This window comes from Halanaerobium kushneri (assembly GCF_900156285.1).
GTDB classification, from domain to species: domain Bacteria; phylum Bacillota; class Halanaerobiia; order Halanaerobiales; family Halanaerobiaceae; genus Halanaerobium; species Halanaerobium kushneri.
The window spans coordinates 167,675-187,673 of the sequence record NZ_FTNC01000001.1 but is presented as its reverse complement, the minus strand read 5'-3'; the positions used below and the strand labels follow the sequence as shown (position 1 = coordinate 187,673).

General features: G+C 33.9%; 18 protein-coding genes. 16 read left to right on the top strand and 2 right to left on the bottom strand.

Annotation, left to right across the window (positions count from 1 at the left end):
- Positions 1–35: 35 nt before the first annotated feature.
- Positions 36–626, top strand: a complete 591-nt coding sequence (locus tag BW929_RS00870) for a cell wall hydrolase (protein WP_076543474.1) — start codon at positions 36–38, stop codon at positions 624–626.
- 68 nt (positions 627–694) lie between these two features.
- Here BW929_RS00870 and gyrA read toward each other — a convergent pair whose 3' ends face one another.
- Complete coding sequence (gene gyrA / locus BW929_RS00865) at positions 695–3,079, bottom strand: DNA gyrase subunit A (RefSeq protein WP_076543473.1); 2,385 nt, start codon at positions 3,077–3,079, stop codon at positions 695–697.
- Positions 3,080–3,222: 143 nt separating this feature from the next.
- On the opposite strand from gyrA, the gene gyrB reads away from it, so the two are divergent.
- From gyrB to BW929_RS00800, 13 genes are all read left to right on the top strand, one after another.
- On the top strand, positions 3,223–5,139 hold the full coding sequence (gene gyrB / locus BW929_RS00860; RefSeq protein WP_076543472.1) for a DNA topoisomerase (ATP-hydrolyzing) subunit B: 1,917 nt from the start codon (positions 3,223–3,225) through the stop codon (positions 5,137–5,139).
- Between the two features lie 29 nt (positions 5,140–5,168).
- Positions 5,169–6,437, top strand: a complete 1,269-nt coding sequence (locus BW929_RS00855; protein ID WP_076543471.1) for a chloride channel protein — start codon at positions 5,169–5,171, stop codon at positions 6,435–6,437.
- An 85-nt stretch (positions 6,438–6,522) separates the two neighbouring features.
- Positions 6,523–6,687, top strand: a complete 165-nt coding sequence (gene rd / locus BW929_RS00850; RefSeq protein ID WP_005488503.1) for a rubredoxin — start codon at positions 6,523–6,525, stop codon at positions 6,685–6,687.
- A gap of 115 nt (positions 6,688–6,802) precedes the next feature.
- Positions 6,803–8,125 carry a TrkH family potassium uptake protein gene (locus BW929_RS00845; RefSeq protein ID WP_076543470.1) on the top strand — a complete coding sequence of 441 codons (1,323 nt, stop codon included), beginning with the start codon at positions 6,803–6,805 and terminating at the stop codon, positions 8,123–8,125.
- A 34-nt stretch (positions 8,126–8,159) separates the two neighbouring features.
- A complete protein-coding gene (locus BW929_RS00840; protein WP_076543469.1) occupies positions 8,160–8,819 on the top strand; it encodes a potassium channel family protein in 660 nt (219 codons plus the stop codon).
- A 26-nt stretch (positions 8,820–8,845) separates the two neighbouring features.
- The gene (gene miaB, locus BW929_RS00835) at positions 8,846–10,171 is read left to right on the top strand and encodes a tRNA (N6-isopentenyl adenosine(37)-C2)-methylthiotransferase MiaB (RefSeq protein WP_076543468.1); all 1,326 of its coding nucleotides are present in this window, start codon (positions 8,846–8,848) and stop codon (positions 10,169–10,171) included.
- Between the two features lie 135 nt (positions 10,172–10,306).
- The gene (gene mutS, locus BW929_RS00830) at positions 10,307–12,913 is read left to right on the top strand and encodes a DNA mismatch repair protein MutS (protein WP_076543467.1); all 2,607 of its coding nucleotides are present in this window, start codon (positions 10,307–10,309) and stop codon (positions 12,911–12,913) included.
- Between the two features lies 1 nt (position 12,914).
- Complete coding sequence (mutL, locus tag BW929_RS00825) at positions 12,915–14,909, top strand: DNA mismatch repair endonuclease MutL (RefSeq protein WP_076543466.1); 1,995 nt, start codon at positions 12,915–12,917, stop codon at positions 14,907–14,909.
- Positions 14,909–15,880 (top strand): tRNA (adenosine(37)-N6)-dimethylallyltransferase MiaA, encoded by a 972-nt coding sequence (miaA, locus tag BW929_RS00820; protein ID WP_076543465.1) that lies wholly within the window; start codon positions 14,909–14,911, stop codon positions 15,878–15,880. The genes mutL and miaA overlap by 1 nt, the downstream gene beginning before the upstream one ends.
- Entirely contained in the window at positions 15,840–16,217 is a 378-nt protein-coding gene (locus tag BW929_RS00815; protein WP_076543464.1) for a thioredoxin family protein, read from the top strand. The genes miaA and BW929_RS00815 overlap by 41 nt, the downstream gene beginning before the upstream one ends.
- Before the next feature lie 94 nt (positions 16,218–16,311).
- Positions 16,312–16,551 carry an RNA chaperone Hfq gene (hfq, locus tag BW929_RS00810; protein WP_076543463.1) on the top strand — a complete coding sequence of 80 codons (240 nt, stop codon included), beginning with the start codon at positions 16,312–16,314 and terminating at the stop codon, positions 16,549–16,551.
- A 17-nt stretch (positions 16,552–16,568) separates the two neighbouring features.
- Positions 16,569–17,261 carry a tetratricopeptide repeat protein gene (locus tag BW929_RS00805; RefSeq protein WP_234978038.1) on the top strand — a complete coding sequence of 231 codons (693 nt, stop codon included), beginning with the start codon at positions 16,569–16,571 and terminating at the stop codon, positions 17,259–17,261.
- A 26-nt stretch (positions 17,262–17,287) separates the two neighbouring features.
- The gene (locus tag BW929_RS00800; protein ID WP_076543462.1) at positions 17,288–17,914 is read left to right on the top strand and encodes a uracil-DNA glycosylase; all 627 of its coding nucleotides are present in this window, start codon (positions 17,288–17,290) and stop codon (positions 17,912–17,914) included.
- A gap of 115 nt (positions 17,915–18,029) precedes the next feature.
- Here BW929_RS00800 and lexA read toward each other — a convergent pair whose 3' ends face one another.
- The gene (gene lexA / locus BW929_RS00795) at positions 18,030–18,653 is read right to left on the bottom strand and encodes a transcriptional repressor LexA (RefSeq protein ID WP_076543461.1); all 624 of its coding nucleotides are present in this window, start codon (positions 18,651–18,653) and stop codon (positions 18,030–18,032) included.
- A 164-nt stretch (positions 18,654–18,817) separates the two neighbouring features.
- Between lexA and yneA the strand changes: the two genes are divergently transcribed.
- Both yneA and BW929_RS00785 read left to right on the top strand, forming a co-directional pair.
- The gene (gene yneA, locus BW929_RS00790; RefSeq protein WP_076543460.1) at positions 18,818–19,159 is read left to right on the top strand and encodes a cell division suppressor protein YneA; all 342 of its coding nucleotides are present in this window, start codon (positions 18,818–18,820) and stop codon (positions 19,157–19,159) included.
- A gap of 160 nt (positions 19,160–19,319) precedes the next feature.
- Entirely contained in the window at positions 19,320–19,976 is a 657-nt protein-coding gene (locus BW929_RS00785) for a YneB family resolvase-like protein (protein WP_076543459.1), read from the top strand.
- The last annotated feature ends 23 nt before the right edge of the window (positions 19,977–19,999 follow it).

Below are 19,999 nucleotides of genomic sequence, written 5' to 3'. Positions count from 1 at the left end.
ATATCATTAAGTATCTTATATAAGGAGAATAGTCTATGCAGAAGATTCATTTTAAACAAATAATAATTACACTTGCTTTGATTTTACTGTTTAATTCAGTATTTCTACCTTATTTAATGCCTGTTTCAGAACTTAAAGCAGCATCTATAGAAAAAGAAGATATTTACACAGGTCTGGGACTTATGTTTTTGCTTGTTGTTCTTTCCGGTGGTAAAAGCAGTAATAAAGAAGTTGCAGTAAGGGATGATTTTTATAGTTACAAAAATTTTAGTGCAGATGAAATTGAAATACTGGCAAGTATAATTAATGCGGAGGCGCGTGGTGAAAGCTACCAGGGCAAAGTGGCAGTAGGAGCGGTTATAATTAATAGGGTTTATCATCCTTCATTTCCAAATTCAATTAGAGAGGTTGTTTATCAAACTGGGCAATTTACTCCAGTTGAAAATGGGATGATTGATTTATCACCAGATAATGATTCTTTTAAGGCTGCCTATGATGCTGTAAGCGGTCTGGATCCAAGTCAGGGAAGCCTTTATTTTTATAATCCTGCTAAATCAAGAAACCCTGAGTTTTTTGCTAAAAGAGATAAGGTAGTAACTATTGGCAACCATGTGTTTTTAAAATAAAAACTTATTTAGCTTAAATAAAAACCTCAGTCATATGACTGAGGTTTTTTATCTTTGATTATTAAGTTTTATTCCACTTCAATAATTTTTTTGACAGCCACTATTTTTTCAAAATCAAGTTCTTTTGTAACCTGATACATATTACCTCCCGGTGAGGTTTCTGGTATATCAGCGACAACTATTTCATTTATTTCTCCATTTTTAGCAGCAATTAATATTTTATCATCTCTGGCTGCTGTGACTGCTCCTGCAAGTTTGTATTTGCTATTAGAAAAAATTCTAATTCCTTTACCATTTCTTTTTTGAGATCTAAAATTGTTTAATTTAATTTTATTAGCTCTGCCATCCTCACTAATTGAGATTAAGAAATCATTTTTATCAAAAATGTTAAAGTAGATTACATGATCATTTTTGCTTAAATTGATTGCTCTACTGCCAAGAGTATTCCGACCGGTAGTCGAGAAGGTATCCCCGCTAAATCTAATTAAATAACCATTTTTGCTAACAACAATTATATCTTCTATCGCATTTGTTTTTTCAACATTGACTAAGCTATCATTGTCCAGTTTGATTGCTCTAATATGGCTATAATTGGTCCTATATTCATCGATATTACTCCTTTTGACCAAACCAGAATGAGTAACAAAGGTATAATATTGATTTTGATTCTTATTCTGTTCCTTATCTAAAATATTTAATGAAATAATATTTTCCTTGATTGGAATCTGAAGATATTTACTTAAATTATCTCCGGTAGCAAGTCCGTGATGTTCTTCAATATCATGGACCTGTAAATTATATACTTCTCCCTGATCACTAAAAAAGAGAAGTTGATCTAACGAAGAACCTTCAACTGCTGCAACAAGATAGTCGTTTTTAGCCGCTCTTAGATTCTTGAACTCTTCATTTCGTTTAATAATTCCCCGGTAGGATAGTGATAAAACAGCATTTTTCTCTTTGATCAAATCATCTTTAGTTATTTCAGCTTTACTGTCATCAGCAATTATTTCGGTTCGCCGCTGATCATCAAAGCTTTTTTTGATTTCTTTAAGTTCATCACGGAGTACATTATTCAATTCATCCTCGTTATTTAAAATGTTTTTGTAATACTTAATTTTCTCAGCCAGATCCTCTCTTTCAGCTTCCAGCTTTTCAAATTCCATTCCAACTAGACGCTGCAGCTGCATCTCCAGAATTGACTGGGCCTGTTGTTTTGATATATCAAGTTCCAGCATTAATTTTTCCCTGGCTTCTTTTTTTGATTGAGAGTTTCTAATTACCTTAATTACTATATCAAGCTCATCGATTGCTCTTTTTAGACCTGCTAAAATATGATAACGATTTTCGGATTTATTTAAATTATATTGAGTATGATTTTTAATAACCTGTTTGCGGAAATCTAAAAAGTGATTCAAAATCTCGAGTAGCCCCATCACAACTGGCTTTTTATCATTGAGGGCCAAAAGATTAATCCGAAAATTAGTCTGCAGATTTGTGTATTTATAAAGTCTATTTAATGTTAATTGTGGATCTGCCTTACTTTTTAATTCAATCACAATTCTAATTCCCTTTTTATCGGATTCATCTCTTAAATCAGAAACTGCTGATATTTTTCCTTTGTTAACCAGATCAGCAATTTCTTCAATTAATTTTGCTTTATTAACCTGATATGGGATTTCAGTAATAATTAGATTTTGATGTCTTCCTTCTTTTTCAACTTTACTTTTAGCTCTTAAAGTTATTTTCCCTTTACCATTTTGATAGGCTGATTTTATACCGTCATTGCCAACTATAGCTGCACCGGTTGGAAAATCAGGACCGGGTAGATGATTTTTAATAATTGTCTCCAGTCTGGCGTTAGGATAGTCGAGAAGGTGAATTAAAGCATCTATTACCTCTCCTAAATTATGAGGTGGTATAGAAGTACTCATTCCAACAGCAATACCACTGGAGCCGTTAACTAACAGATTTGGTATTTTTGAGGGCAGCACTTCAGGTTCCTGCAGACTGCCGTCAAAATTATCAATAAAATTAACAGTTTCTTCATCTATATTATCTAAAAGTGCTTCAGCAATTTCTGTTAATTTTGTTTCAGTATATCGCATGGCAGCAGCACTATCACCATCAATTGAACCGAAATTACCATGGCCATCGATTAACTGATAACGCTGGTTAAAATCCTGAGCCATCCTGACCATAGCATCATAAACAGCACTGTCACCGTGAGGATGAAATTTACCTAAAACTTCACCGACCAGGCGAGCTGATTTTTTGTGAGGACGGTTATGCAAAAGCCCAAGTTCTCTCGCAGCATAAAGTATTCTTCTATGTACCGGTTTTAAACCATCTCTAACATCAGGCAGAGCCCTGCCAATAATTACACTAAGTGAATAATTCAGGTAAGCGTCTTTCATTTTATCTTCAATTGCAATTGGATAAATTTCTTCTTTCATTATCTATCTCCTCTCAAATTTAATCGTTTTCTGCTAATTTATAATATCATTCTTATCATAGAATTTGCAAATTTAAAGCTTAAACGACTGGCATTCTCTAAATCTCTTTGTTATAATAATGAAATGGAGGATGGTGAAGACTTATGGATACACTTTTTGATAATGTAGATTATAATGCTGATCAGATACAGGTGCTTAAAGGTCTGGAAGCAGTTCGTAAAAGACCGGGAATGTATATTGGAAGTACAGGGATAAAAGGTTTACATCACCTTGTCTGGGAGGTAGTAGATAACAGTATAGATGAATTTTTAGCTGGAAATGGTGATCAAATTAAGGTTACTATTCACGAAGGGGAAGAAGTTACGGTCGAAGATTTTGGTCGTGGTATCCCGGCGGATATTCATCAGGATACTGGCCTGCCTGCTGTAGAAGTAGTTCTGACAACTCTGCATGCGGGAGGAAAATTTAATAATAATAGTTATAAGGTTTCCGGTGGGCTGCATGGGGTTGGTGTCTCAGTAGTTAATGCACTTTCCGAAAAGTTAACGATTACAACTCACTGGAAAGGAAATAAATATCAGCAGCACTATAAAAAAGGAATTCCGCAGGATAAATTACAGAAGATTGGTAAAACTGATCGCAGTGGTACAGTGATTCGCTTTAAACCTGATTCGGAAATCTTTACAGCTACAGAATTTAAATATGAAAATTTAGCTCATCGACTGCAGGAATCTGCTTATCTCAATAAAGAATTGACTCTTATTTTAAGAGATGAACGGGGAAAAGAGGTTGTAGAGGAAAATTTTCAGTATGATGGTGGAATAAAAGCTTTTGTAGAATTTTTAAATAAGGATCGTAATGTAATTAATGATGATATTATATATTTTGAGTCAAAACCTGATGAGTATGAGGTTGAAATAGCAGTTCAGTATAACGATGGTTATAATGAACGGATTTATTCTTATGCTAATAATATTAATACTGTGGACGGTGGTTATCACCTGACTGGTTTTAAAACCGCCTTAACCAGATCTATTAATAATTTTGCTAAAAATAATAATCAGCTTCCGGCCAGGATATCTTCTCTGAATGGAAAGGACGTTAGAGAAGGTATAACAGCTGTCATTAATGTTAAACTACCGGAACCACAGTTTGAAGGACAGACAAAAACAAAATTGGGAAATAGCGAAATTCGAAGCATTGTAGAGAGCGAAGTTTATGAATATCTGAGTTTATATTTTGACACCAACCCAGAACTGGCTAAAAAAGTAATTGATAAAGCAGTTCAGGCAGTTAGAGCTCGTAAAGCATCCAAAAAGGCAAGAGAACTAACTAAAAGAAAAACTGCTCTTTCTTCTAATTCACTGCCCGGTAAACTAGCCGACTGCAGCAGCAAAAAAGCCGAAAAAAGCGAACTTTTCATAGTTGAGGGAGATTCAGCTGGTGGTTCGGCAAAACAGGGGAGAGAACGTAAATTTCAGGCTATTTTACCGCTTAAAGGTAAAATATTAAATGTAGAGAGAGCAAGGCTGGATAAAATTTTAAACAATAAAGAGGTAGCTTCAATCATTACAGCCCTGGGAGCCGGGATTGGAGAAGATTTTAATCTCAAGAAGTTGCGTTATCATAAAATTATTATCATGACTGATGCTGATGTGGATGGGGCTCATATTGCTACATTAATTTTAACTCTTTTCTATCGCTATATGCCTGAGCTTATTGATCATGGTCATATTTATCTGGCCAAACCTCCTTTATATAAGGTTACTAAACGAGGTAAAAGTCATTATTTATACAGTGATCAGGAATTAGAAGATTTTAGAGCAGCAAATGAGAAAAACAATTTTTCTCTGCAGAGATATAAGGGGCTGGGAGAAATGAATCCAGAGCAACTCTGGGATACAACCATGGATCCTGAAAATCGAGTGCTGCAGAAGGTCGAAATTGATGATGATATTGAAGCTGATGATATATTTACCCGTCTGATGGGATCAAATGCTTCTTTGAGAAAAGAATTTATCTTTAACAATGCAGAACTTGCCCAGACTATAGATGTTTAACAGTTAAAAGTTATTGAGGTGGTGATTTTTTGTCAGCTAAAAGAAAATACAATAATATATTTTCAAAAATAATTTTAGTGTTTTTACTCGGTCTGACAGTAGGCTTAATTGCTCTTATTTATAACCATCTTTTAGATTTTTTTACTTTTTCGCTGATTGATATAGGAATGGAACTGACTTTTTATAATCGCCTTACATTTTTATTTTTGCCTGCACTGGGGGGGTTACTGGTTGGATTTATAATAAAATATGGCAGCATGTCCGCTAAAGGACATGGTATTCCCGCCATTTTGTCTTCAATCAAAAGTAAAGAACGACATTTAACATATCGTGATCTTTTAACTGAGGGTTTTGCCTCAGCGATTACTATTTCCAGTGGTGGTTCAGGTGGAAGAATTGGACCAATTGTTGAGATTGGAGCAGGAATGGGAGACCTAATTGCCTATAAGCTTGACTTTAATCTTTTTGACTATCAAACCTTTTTAGGTTGTGGTGCTGCTGCCGGTATTGCTGGTTTATTTCATGCTCCTCTGGGTGGGATTATGTTTGTAACCGAAATATTATATAATAAAATAGAAAAAAACCGCCTGATAATGGTTGCTATTTCTGCTATTTCTGCAGATATGGTAGTTCGCTGGAGTGGAAAAGATCTTTTTCTGGCTGATCTAAATCTGGGACAGGTGGGAAGTGCCTATAATTTCTTAGCGGCTGCTTTAATTGGAGTTTTTGCAGCAGTTTTTGCAGTGATTTTTGTTACTATTTTGCGGCAGTTGTCAGATAGATTTGACCGTTTACCGATTGACATTATTTTCAAACCTGCTTTAGGTGGATTGATGCTTGGCATAATTGCTTTTAAACTGCCTGAGATTATGGGTTCGGGAAATAGAATTATTGTGTCTTTATTTAATCAGCTGGAATATAATTTGGGATTTTTATTTTTGCTTATTATATTCAAAATCCTGGCAACTTCGCTAACTCTTGGTTCAGGTGGTTCAGGTGGAATATTTTCACCCTCGCTTTTTATCGGCAGCCTTACTGGTATAATTATCGGAACTTTATTTTATAGATTTTTACCTTTTTTAAGTGGTTCCCCTTCTTTGTATGCCTTAATTGGAATGGCTGCAGTAATCAGCGCGGTTATTAGAGCACCCCTGACAGCTACTTTTATTATATTGGAGTTTACTCATAATTACAGTCTGACAATTCCGCTTTTAATTGCCTCTCTTATTGCGGAAAGAATAGCAGATATGAGTGGCTTAAAATCAGCCTATTCGCCGGAATATTTTGAACGTCTGTAAACAGTAAAAACTTGACATTTCAGCTATTTCTGTTTTATAATTAGTTAAGTAAATAAATATTAAAATGAGGAAGGAGAGACTTAATATGCAGAAGTATCAGTGCACAGTTTGTATGTACATTTATGATCCAGAAGAAGGAGATCCTGTAGGTGGAATTGAGCCAGGAACATCTTTTGAAGATCTTCCAGATGACTGGACATGTCCTGAATGTGGTGTAGGTAAAGATATGTTCGAACCATATGATGGCTAATATTACTTATATTTTAATATTTTTAAAAGCTGGGGCTTGAACCCCAGTTTTTATTTTACTTTCAAAATTAATTATAGTATAATAACTTCGAATAAGATACAGGGCGGGGGAAAAAATGAATTTAAAGAAAAAGAATTTAACACCAGCTCAATACTTAGTGAGTGGCTATTTTGTAATTATTATGCTCGGATCACTGCTTTTGATGCTGCCAGTTGCCACAACTGACGGCCAGGGTTTGGGGGCTGTCGATGCAGTTTTTACAGCTACTTCAGCTACCTGTGTAACCGGTCTGATTGTAGTAAATACAAAGGAAGCCTTTACAATTTTTGGCTCCACAGTTATAATGTTTTTAATTCAGATTGGCGGACTCGGAATTATGTCTATGTCCACTCTCTTTGCCTTTATAGTTGGTAAAAAAATAAGTTTAAAAGAAAGGCTGATTATCCAGGAAGATCTTAATCAGTATCAGATTTCCGGTATGGTTAGGCTTGTCCAGTATCTTTTAGGTTTTACTTTTGCTATTGAAGGTACTGCAGCAGCAATTTTATTTTTGCGTTTGAGTCAGGATTATCCATTTTGGAAATCTGTTTATTTATCAATTTTTCATGCAGTTTCCGCATTTAATAATGCTGGTTTCGATCTTTTCGGTAATAGTCTGGAAAATTTTACTGGAGATTTAACAATTAATATAGTAATTATGGCTTTGATTATTCTTGGTGGAATTGGTTTTGGTGTAATGATGGAAGCCTATAATCGGGTAAAATTTAAAAAAACTACTCTGCAGACAAAAATAGTTATTGTAATGACACTTGTTTTACTTGTTTTTGGATTTATTAGTTTCTTTATTTTAGAGTATAACAACACCCTTGCTGGTTTACCACTTCTTGATAAAACTCTGGGAGCAATGTTTCTTTCAGTGACACCTCGTACTGCAGGTTTTAACACGGTTCCAACTGGAGCTCTAAAACAGTCTTCATTATTTTTAATTATTGTTCTGATGTTTATTGGTGCTTCACCAGGTTCAACGGGTGGTGGAATTAAAACTACAACTTTTGGTGTTATTCTGGTGACAATGAAAAATATGATTACCGGAAAAGAAGATATGGAAATATATAATAGACGTTTTGAAAAACAGATTGTTTATAAAGCTTTTACAATTACAATGCTTGCTGCCGGACTTGTTATCCTTGTTACAACATTATTATTGATCATTGAGGATTTTAGATTTATTGATGCTTTATTTGAAACAGTATCTGCTTTTGGAACAGTTGGTTTATCTACAGGCATTACAGGTCAATTATCAGACATTAGTAGGGTTCTGATTACGATTACTATGTTTGCAGGCCGAGTAGGACCACTGACTCTGGCGGTAGCAATTGGAGAAAAACAGCGAAAAGGAACTTATCATTATCCAACCGAAAAAGTAATGGTTGGATAAGTAATTAGAAGTTTATTTGACAGGAGGAAATAAGATGAAACAATTTGTTGTAATTGGTCTGGGACGTTTTGGCTCCAGTGTTGCTACTACTCTGGCTGATAATGGTTACGATGTTCTGGCAATTGATCAGGATGAGGAAAGAGTCCAGTCAATATCAAATCAGGTTACACATGCAGTAGAGGCTGATGCTACAGATGAAGAAGCATTAAAAACCCTGGGAGTCAGAAATTTTGATGTAGCAGTTGTTAGCATCGGAGATAATGTTTCTGCAAATATTCTCTGTACTTTAATTTTGAAGGAGCTTGGAGTGCCTTATGTAATAGTTAAGGCTCCAGACAGTTTACACGGTAAAGTGTTGAGTAAAGTAGGAGCAGATAGAGTCGTTTATCCTGAACGGGATATGGGAGCAAGAATTGCACATAACCTTATTTCTTCTAATGTGCTTGATTATATAGAATTTGCCCCGGAATATGGTGTTATTGAAATTATTGCTACAGATAAAATGATTGGCAAAACTTTAAAAGAATTGGAATTTAGATCAAAGTTTAATGTTAATGTTATGGCAATTAAGCGGGGGGAGAACTTAAATGTTTCTCCTGGAGCTGGTGATAAAATTTTAGAAGCTGATCGTCTGGTTGTAATGGGGAAAAATGAAAGTTTAGAAAAACTGAAAAACTTTGATGAGACACAATAGTTTTAACTATAAACAGGAGTGAAATAATGAATAAAAATAAATATTACAATATAATAACTTACGGCTGTCAGATGAATGAGCATGATTCGGAAAGACTGGCCGGTATGCTTGAGGAAATGGGTTATCAGCATACAGAAGAACTGGCTGATGCAGATATAATTTTATTAAATACCTGTATTATCAGAGAAAATGCCGAATTGAAGGTTTTTGGTAAACTCGGTGAACTTAAAAAATATAAACGAGAAAATCCCGATTTAATTATAGGAATTGGCGGCTGTATGATGCAGCAGGATGAACCTGTTGATGAGGTGTATAAAAAATATCGTCATGTCGATTTGATTTTTGGTACCCATAATATTCATCATTTACCCAATTTGATTAAAAAAATAGAAGAAACAAGAGAGCGAGTTGTTGAAGTCTGGGATGAGGAAGAGGGCTTAATACCTGATCTTCCATCTCAACGTGATTCTGATCATTCGGCCTGGATATCGATTATCCAGGGCTGTGATAACTTCTGCACCTACTGTATTGTTCCTTATGTAAGAGGAAGAGAGCGTAGCAGACCAGTTAATTCTATTGTTCAGGAAGCTGAGCGATTGGCAGAAGAGGGAGTTAAAGAAATTACACTTTTAGGTCAGAATGTTAATTCCTACGGAAATGATCTGGATAACGAAATTAATTTTCCAAAGTTACTGGAAGCATTAAATAAGGTGGAAAAACTGAAAAGAATTCGTTTTATGACTTCTCATCCAAGAGATTTTTCTGATGAGTTATTATTACAGATCAAAAATCTGGAAAAAGTGGCCAATCATATTCATCTACCAGTTCAATCAGGTAGTAATAAGGTACTTAAAGAAATGAATAGAGGTTATACACGTGAATATTATATCAGCCGAGTAAAAAAAATACAGGCTGAAATTCCAGAAGCTGCAGTCTCAACAGATTTTATAGTTGGTTTTCCTGGAGAAAGCGAAGAAGATTTTGAACAAACAATTGAACTTGTTAAGGAATTAAATTTTGATATGGCATATACCTTTATTTATTCCCCCAGGAGTGGAACACCGGCTGCCCGGAGAGATGATCAGATCGATGAAAAAACTAAAAAGGACCGCTTAAAGAGATTAATGGATTTGCAGAATAAGATAAGCTATGATAAGAACCAAAAATTAATAGGTAGTACCCAGGAGATTCTGGTGACAGGTCCCAGCAGTAATGATCCAGAAGTATATGAAGGTCGAACTTCTACAAATAAAATTTGTTTTATAGAAAAAAATAAAGATTTAATTGGAGAACTTGTTAAGGTACGGATTGAGGATGCAAAAAGCTGGACTTTAGAGGGAACAGTAATTTAATATATTTGGCAGCTGGTACTAAATACTAATTTTATACTAGCTGCAGGAAAAATGATACACACAACAGACCTGGGAGATAATTTAATAGATCTTTCAGGTCTTAACTTATTTATATAAACTTTTGGAGGGATTAATTTGGCAGAATTAACACCAATGATGCAGCAGTACCATGACTTAAAAAATAAGTATCAAGATGCAATGTTATTTTTTCGCCTGGGAGACTTTTATGAAATGTTTGGTGATGATGCAAAAAAAGCTGCTAAAATACTGGATATCGCCTTAACTTCTCGTAATAAAGGTGGCGGAGAAAAAATACCGATGGCAGGAGTTCCCTATCATTCGGCGGCTTCTTATATAGAAAAACTGATAAAAAGTGGGATTAAAGTTGCTATCTGTGAACAGCTTGAAGATCCTTCAGAAAGCAGTGGAATTGTAGAAAGAGATGTTATTCGAGTTGTTACTCCTGGAACAGTAATTGAAAACGAAATTTTATCTGAGAATGAAAATAACTATCTGGCTGCAGCCTTTCAATTTGGCGATTATTATGGGTTTTCTTATACAGATATTTCAACAGGTGAATTTTATCTAACAGAGTTTTCGGCAGCTGATCAGGATAAACTCAAAGATGAAATCAACCGTATTTCACCTCAGGAAATATTAATAGATCAAAAAACGGCAGAAACTGATTTAATCGAGGAACTGCAGAATATTTATAATTTTACTTTAAATATTTTAAATGATAAAAAGTTTAAACGGCTATATCAGGGCTTACTTGAGCATTTTCAGTTAAAATCACTGGAAGGTTTTGGCTGTGAAGAAATGAAAGCTGCTGTTTATGCAGCCGGTCAGGTTCTTTCCTATTTAGGCGAAACTCAGAAGAGAACTGTCAATCAAATTACTGCATTAAAGGCTTATCATCTAGAAGACTATATGGTTTTAGATTCTGCCAGCCGTAGAAATCTGGAACTAACATCGACAATTAGAGATAATCAGCGTTCAGGTTCTCTGCTCTCCATAGTTGACCAGACAGTCACTTCTATGGGAGGTAGAGAGATTAAAAAGTGGATAAATCAGCCTTTAATTCAAAAACCAGCAATTACAAATAGACATGATGCTTTAGCAGAAATAATAGATAATTATATGTTTTTAGAGAAATTAAGAAATGAACTATCAGAAATTTATGATTTAGAAAGAATAATGAGTAAGATTACCTATCAGTCTGCAAATGCCAGAGATATGATAGCTTTAAGAAATTCTCTTTCTAAATTACCAGCAGTTAAAGAATTACTAACTGAATTTAATAGTACTCTGCTGCTTGAAATGCAGGAAGATTTTGATTTATTAGATGATATTTATTCTCTAATCGATGAGTCAATTAAGGAAGAGCCCCCAACTACAATTACTGAAGGTGGAATAATTAAAGACGGCTATGACTCAAAGCTTGATGAACTCCGAAAGCTGGTCAGCAGTGGTAAGGATTGGATTACCTCACTGCAGAAAAAGGAAAGAGAAAAAACAGGGATCAATACACTCAAAGTTGGTTTTAATAAAGTTTTTGGTTATTATCTTGAAGTAACAAACTCTCATACTGATAAAGTTCCTGAAAGATATGAGCGCAAACAGACTTTAAGCAACAGTGAGCGCTATATTATTCCTGAACTAAAAGAAAAGGAATCTGAGGTATTAGGAGCAGAAGAAAAAATTAATGATCTTGAATATAAGTTATTTGTTGAAATCAGAGATAAAATTGCAGCAGAAGTAGAAAGAATCAATCAGACAGCTGCAATTATAGCTCAACTTGATGTTTTACTTTCTTTTTCTTATCTAGCTATAGAAAATAATTATAGTCGTCCAGAGGTGACAAATAGTGATGAAATAAAGATTAAAAATGGACGACATCCAGTTGTAGAAAAGATGTTTGCAGAACAATTTGTGCCCAATGACTGTTATTTAAATCAGAGTGATCAGCGTTTTATTATTATTACTGGTCCCAATATGTCTGGTAAATCAACCTATATGCGTCAGGTTGCCCTGATAGTCTTAATGGCACAGGTGGGCTCTTATGTACCGGCAGAAGAAGCAATAATTGGCCTAACAGATAGAATTTTTACCAGAGTTGGTGCCAGTGATGATCTGACAACTGGTCAGAGTACATTTATGGTAGAAATGAACGAAGTGGCAAATATAGTTAACAACAGCACGGAAAAAAGTTTAATTATTTTGGATGAAGTCGGAAGAGGAACCAGCACCTATGATGGAGTCTCTATTGCCTGGTCTGTCAGTGAATATCTCAATAATCCAGAGCGTATCGGTGCCAGAACATTGTTTGCAACACACTATCATGAATTAACCAGATTGGAAGATGAGTATGATGGAATTAAAAATTATAATGTACTGGTAAAAGAAGATAATGATGGGGTACACTTTTTACACCGTATTGTTGAAGGTAGGGCCAGTGATAGCTATGGCATTGAGGTTGCTCGTCTGGCGGGTCTGCCGGAAGAAATCATTATTAGTGCTCAGAAAATTTTAAATCGGCTGGAAGAAAATAATAAGATGCCTGTTCGCAAACTTGAAAAAACAGTTATGGATGATAAACATCAACAATTGCCTTTATTTAATACAGAAAAAAGCCCAGTTTTAAAGAAATTAGATGAACAGGATATTTTAGAGATGACTCCAATGGATGCCATGAACTTTTTATATAAGTTGAAAAAGGATCTTAAAAAAGAGGAGAATTAAGATGGGAATTATAAAACAGCTTCCCCAAAATGTTGCAAATCAAATATCTGCGGGAGAGGTTATAGAAAGACCCGCTTCCATAGTTAAAGAATTAATTGAGAACTCAATTGATGCAGGAGCTGAAAATATTGAAATTAAAATTGAAGATGGTGGTCGCGAGCTGATTAAAGTTAAAGATGATGGTCACGGGATTCAAGTTGATGATATTGAATCAGCTTTTAATCGCTATGCAACCAGTAAAATTGAAGATATTGATGATCTTTATTCACTATACAGCCTGGGCTTTAGAGGTGAGGCCCTGGCAAGCATTGCTTCTGTAGCAGAGGTTGAAATGATCAGCCGTCATCAGGACAGTGATCAGGCTGAAAAAATCAAAATAAAAGGTGGAGAAGTAATTAATAAAAAACCGATTGGATCAACAGTCGGTACAGAAATAACTGTTAGAGATTTATTTTATAATACTCCTGCCCGTTACAAATATTTAAAAACCACAACAACTGAGTTTTCACATATTAGTAAAATTGTTAGTGCAGAGGCTACTGCTAACAGTAATTTAAGTTTTAAACTCTTCCATGATGGCAGACAGATTTTGTCAACTCCTGGTAACGGCAAACTAAAAGACACTATTTATGCTGTATATGGAAGTGAAATTGCTGATAATTTAATACCAATTGAAGTAGAAGATCGGTATATTAAGCTAAGCGGCTATCTTTGTCGTCCTGAACTAACTCGTTCCAGTAGAAGTCATGAACTATTCTTTGTTAATGGAAGACCAATATTTAACAATCTAACTGCTCGAGCAGTCGAAACTGCTTACAATAAACTTATTGATCCAGGTCGCAGACCAATTGTTTTTCTTTTTATTAAAGTTAATCCAATTTTGGTAGATGTTAATGTCCATCCGGCAAAAAGAGAGGTTAAATTTAGTCGCAGTCAGATTATTTTTGATGTGATAAAAAAAGCTGTTCGTAAAACGCTAAAAGAGAATGATCCGACTACCAGAATAAAACTAGAAAAGAATAAAAATAAAAATAAAAAAGATCAGGAGATTAAGGGTGAAACTACTCCAGACAGGGAGAGGCTGTTTAAAGATAATCGGGATCAAAGCAGTCAAAAATCTGGAGCAAGTAATTCTGATTCTAGTAAGCAGAATAATGATGGATCTAATTTTGAGAATAAATCTTCAACAAATAATTTTAGGCCTCAAAAATCAAATAAGAGTAATAATTATACTTCTAAGAATCAATCCAGTAAGCAGAATAATAAAAATTACAGAAAGAAGGATCTGAATAAAAATATTAATTACAGCAGTAATGGTAGTATGCATGAGGAAGAACTTTCAGAAAAAAAATCTGATTTCAACCAAATAATTGAAGAAAATGAAAATCAGGAATTTTCTCTGCAAAATGTTGAAGCAGAAGAAAGCTATTTTAAGTTTTTAGGGCAGATATTTAACAGTTATCTTTTGATTGAAACTGATCAAGGTTTAAAAATTGTTGATCAGCATAATGCTCAGGAAAGAATTTTATACGAAAAATTTTATACCGAATTTAATCAAAAAGATAGAGCATCTCAATCACTGCTGCTGCCTGTGAAAATTGAGCTTTCAGCAGAAGAACGAGAAATTGTAAGACAGTATGAAGATCAAATTAGAGAAATTGGGATTGATTTTAGTGATTTTGGAAATAACACTATTTTAATTCAGGAAGTTCCTGTTTTACTGAAAAATAAGTCAACAAGAAATATTATAGAAGAGATGATTGCAGAGCTGGCAGAAGCAGGAAAAACAAAATCTGCAGCAGAAATTCAAAATACAATGCTCGAATATTTAGCCTGCAGATCTTCAATAAAAGCCGGACAGCCACTGACCAAAAGAGAAAGTGTTCAGTTGATTAAGGATTTATACAAAACTGAAAATCCCTATCGCTGCCCTCACAGCCGACCAATAATGATCAATATCAGTCGAGAAGAAATAGAAAAAGGACTTGGTAGATAATGAAAGATTTAATAGTTTTAACAGGACCAACTGCAGTTGGCAAAACAGAACTATCATTAAAACTGGCTCAAAAAATTGATGCTGAAATAATTTCTGCAGATTCAATGCAGATTTATCAGCAGATGGATATTGGTACCGCAAAAGCTTCTGAAACCGAAAGAAAGCTTGTAAAACATTATTTGATTGATTTTTTGAGCCCTGAAGCAGATTATTCAGTTTCTCAATTTCAGGATGACTGTGATTTAATTATAAATGAAATTAAAGCCCGGAATAAAATGCCACTGCTGGTGGGAGGAACTCACCTTTATTTAAGGGCTTTACTGGAAGGGTTTATGCTGCCAGACATAGAACCTGATTATCAGCTACGAGATGGATTAGAAAAAATGGCAGAAGATCAGGGAACTGAAAGAGTACATCAAATCCTTGCAGAAAGAGATCCAAAAACAGCTGCAAAACTTCATCCCAATGATTTGAGGCGGGTAATTAGAGCAATTGAGATATATGAGCAGACCGGTAAAACGAAAAGCTTTTATAAAGAAAAACAGGAGCAGCGGCCGCCACGTTACAGTGCTTACAAGTTTGCTCTGATTAGAAGTCGAGAGAACTTATACCAGAGAATAAATCAGCGGGTTGAACTTATGATGACAGATGGGCTTTTAGAAGAGGTTAAGTCTCTTCTAAAAAACTATGAAAATTTAAGTGATACTGCCCTACAGGCCCTGGGATATAAGGAGTTAATATCTCATCTGAATGGTGAAATAAGTCTGGATAAAGCTGTTTATGAAATTAAAAAAAGAAGCAGACATTTTGCCAAAAGACAGCTCACCTGGCTGCGTAAAGAAGAAAATTTAATAGTTTTTAATATTGAAAGAGAAGAACGTGAAGATATTTTAAAAACAATGCTAAAATTAATTAAAGGAGAAAAAGATTATGAGCAAGAATACCAAAAAAGAAACAAGATTGATTTCTAATGGAGAAGAATTTGACCGTCTTTTAGAAGAAAAAGATGCATTTTTTGTGCTTTTTTCAAATGACAGCTGTGGTTACTGTCAGATTGCAGAAAAAAATATAAATAAAGTTATTGATTCTTTTCCACAGCTGGAGCTATATCAATTAAAGTTAGCTGATGCTCCTGAGATATTTGAACGGTATGGAATTAATTCAGTTCCGGTATCCAAAGTTTTTAAAGATGGTGAGGCGGTTTATACTGGGTTTGGGGTTCGATCTCCCAATGATATTTATTACCAGTTAAAATCTTACTTTGGTAGTGGCAATTCATATTTTCAAGAATTAGCTGATAATAAATAATAAACAATATTTATTTATCTTTGCAGGAATTTTCAAAATAATATTGAATTTATAATATAGGAAGCTTTTAAAAATATAAAAGGGGGCTGCAGAGATGAGTAATAACAATATTAATTATCAGGACCACATTTTAAAGCGTGTTCACGAAAAGGACATCGAGGTTATTGTTTACTTTGTTAATGGTTATCAGTTAAAGGGAAGAATTACAGCCTATGATAACTTTACAGTTATCTTGAGAAGTGATGAGCGGGACCAGATGATCTATAAGCATGCAATTTCTACTATTGCTCCAGTTGAAAAAATAAGCGGTCTTCTTGATTTAGAAGAGGAATAGATTGACTAAGAGGTAATTTGACTAATAAATTTAGTAATAATCTAGAAATAAAGGAAGCTGATTTATTCTTGAAAAAAAAGTTGTTTATTTTAATAATAATTTCATTAATAATAATATTTCTGACCACAAATGCAGCGGCTGAGTCAAAATATAACTGGGAAGAGTTGATCAGAGCTACTCAACAACAGCTCGAACAAAACCAGAGTAATATTTTGTTAAATTATACCCTGGCAGTAGCCTATGCTAATACTGGAGAGATAAAAAAAGCATATGATATTATAGATGTTTTTGGCAGCAGTGTAAGTCGTAAAGAATTTAACACTGCTGTTTCTCCATATTTAGCTGATTGGGAAAATTATTTAGATTATGATAATTTATTGCTTTTAAATTATGCTGCTTTTAGCAAAGTAATAAATAAAAATTATGGAGAAGCTGTTTCACTGTTTGAATATATTTTCAAAATTGATCCAGAAAACTTATGGGCTTTAAATCATGCCGCGGCTGCTCTGGTTGAAATTAATGAATTTGATAAAGCGCATAATTATGCTGATCAGGCACTTTCAATGGAAGAAAATGAGTATTCTCATCTAATTAAAGGCTATGCTTATTATGAAAATGGTAATTATTTTAGAGCTGTTATTGAAGCTGCAAGTGCCAGAAATTTATTTAAGGCTCTGGCCAGTGAAGAGTATCAAGACTTTGCAGAATAATTATAATTTATTGCAGGAGGAATTTGATGTTATTTGACCAGCAGGGCAATTTTAAAATTCAACAATTATTTAGTTATCCCAATGGTAATTACCAGAAATTGAAAGCAGAAGCCCTAAAATGTCACCGCTGTCAACTTCGGTCAGAGGCAAAGGGAGTTGTAATGGGTGAAGGAAATATCAATAACAGAATTATGTTAATAGGCGAGGGGCCCGGGGCAAATGAAGATCGTTTAGGCAGACCATTTGTGGGACGAGCAGGTAAATTAATGGATAAGATTTTGCAGGCTGTTAATTTAAAGAGAGAAGAACTTTATATTACTAATGTAATAAAATGTCGTCCTCCGGGCAATAGAGTTCCCCATCAAAATGAATTTGAGGCTTGTGTTTCCATTCTCAGAGCTGAAATTGAACTTATCAAACCAAAGGTTATCGTGACTCTTGGTTCAACGGCAACCAAATACTTAATTAATCCAGGTAAGTCAATTACTAAGGTAAGAGGCAAATGGTTTAAAAGAGGAGATATATACTTTTTACCAACATTCCATCCTGCCTATTTACTTAGAAATGAAAAAATGAAAAAGTATAGCTGGCATGATTTTAAATTAATAAAAAAAGCCGCTGACAGGATAAAAGAATTATCTAGCAGCGGGTAATTTCAATTTACAAATATTCAATTTTCCATTTTTATTTTAATAATTAATAAATTTTTAATTAAAAACTAAGCATTAAGCTGCTTAGTTTTTTTGTTTATGTTTAAAAATAAGATATTTAATCAAATTTTCTAAATAAACCTGTTACTTTACCAAGAATTTTAACATCTGTAGAAATAATTGGTTCATAGGCTGGGTTTTCAGGCTGTAGTCTAATATGATCATCTTCTTTAAAGAAACGTTTTACAGTTGCTTCTTCATCAAGAAGAGCAATTACAATTTCGTTGTTTTCGGCATAACTCTGCTTTTCTGCAATTACATAATCTCCATCATGAATTCCTGCCTCAATCATACTATCTCCACTCACTTTAAGCATAAATAAATCATTATTTCCTACTTTTAAATAACTTAATGGGAGAGGAAAATAATCTTCGACATTTTCTTCAGCTAAAATAGGAGCACCAGCTGTAACCTTACCAACAACCGGTATATTAATCATTTCTTTATCAGTCGCAGCTTCCTGACCATTATTATAAATTACCTCAATCGCCCGTGGTTTAGAAGGGTCTCTGCGTAAATAATTCAGTTTTTCTAAAGTTTTTAAATGACTGTGAACAGAAGCAGGAGACTTAAGTCCGACAGCCTTGCCAATTTCTCTTACAGAAGGTGGATAACCTTTGGATTTAATTTCATCTATAATAAATTGTAAAATACTTTGTTGTCTTTCAGATAGTTCTTCCATAATTATTCCTCCATTCTTAGTTTCTTCTATTATAACATAAAATTAATAAATAGACAAACAATCGTTCAAATAGCCCTTGACAATGAACATGTGTACTGCTATAATATAAATAACAAACAGTTGTTTAGTACAGGTGTTTTAAAATATAACAGGAGGGGTTATTTATGAACGGTCTAAATTCTTATACATTAAATTATCAGGGAGCTAAATCAACAAATAAAAAGAAAAAAACTGTTTTAAAAAGCTTTTTAACTGCAGCAGTTGTTATATTTTCGCTGAGCATGTTGTTGATTTTGATTTTTTCACTAATTGGATTTGGAGAAAATAGCAGTAATTTTACCAGACATGAGATTAAACCTGGAGAGTCTCTATGGTCCATAGCTGCCCACTATTATGAAACTGGTAAGGTAGATTTAAGAAAAATGATTTATGAAATCAAAAAAATTAATAATATAGATTCTGCCATAATTACTCCTGGAAAAGAATTAATAATACCATTAAAGTAAATTTTATGATAATAAAATAAAAATATTATTGTTTTAAAAATGATTGTAAACCAGTAAAATCACTGTTTTGCAATCATTTTTTTGTTATAATTAATTATAAATCACACTATTTAATTATACTAATTTAAAATTAACTAATATTAAGAAAGGTTGATCAAAATTGAAAAAAACAATTATTTATACTAGAGTTAGCACTCAAAAGGAAAGTCAAAGTACAAGTTTGAAGCGTCAAAAGGAAGAACTTTTAAGTTATGCCCTGGAAAATGAACTAAAAGTCATCAAAACTGTAGAAGAAAAAGAAAGTGGCTTTAATGAGAGCAGGCCGGGTATTATAGAAGTTTTAGATTTAATCAAAAAAAGAAAAGTAGAAATTTTATTGGTTCAAGACAGCAGTCGACTTGGTCGGGGAAATGCTAAAATGGCTATAATCCACCAGGTTGAAAAAATGGGAGCCGAAATACATACACTTGCAGATAAAGGTGCAATTGCTTTAAATGACTTAGAAAAAATGATTTTAGAAATTTTATCAGTAGTAGAAAATTATCAACAGGAACTTAGAAATCAGAATATCAGTAGAGCAATGAAAAATAAGATAGCAGAAGGGAAATTTAATCCATCAGATAATTTAAAAAATATAGATCAAGGAGGACGCGATCGCAAAGAAATTCCTTTAAAAGAAATAATACGGCTCAGAAAATTAGATCTTACTTTTAAAGATATTGCAGCAACACTGAGGGGGCTTGGTTATGATGTTTCTAAATCTACTGTTCACAGGCGTTATCAGGAATATCAAAAGAATAATGAAATAGTTTTATAATTTGAAACTATTTTGGGTTCTTA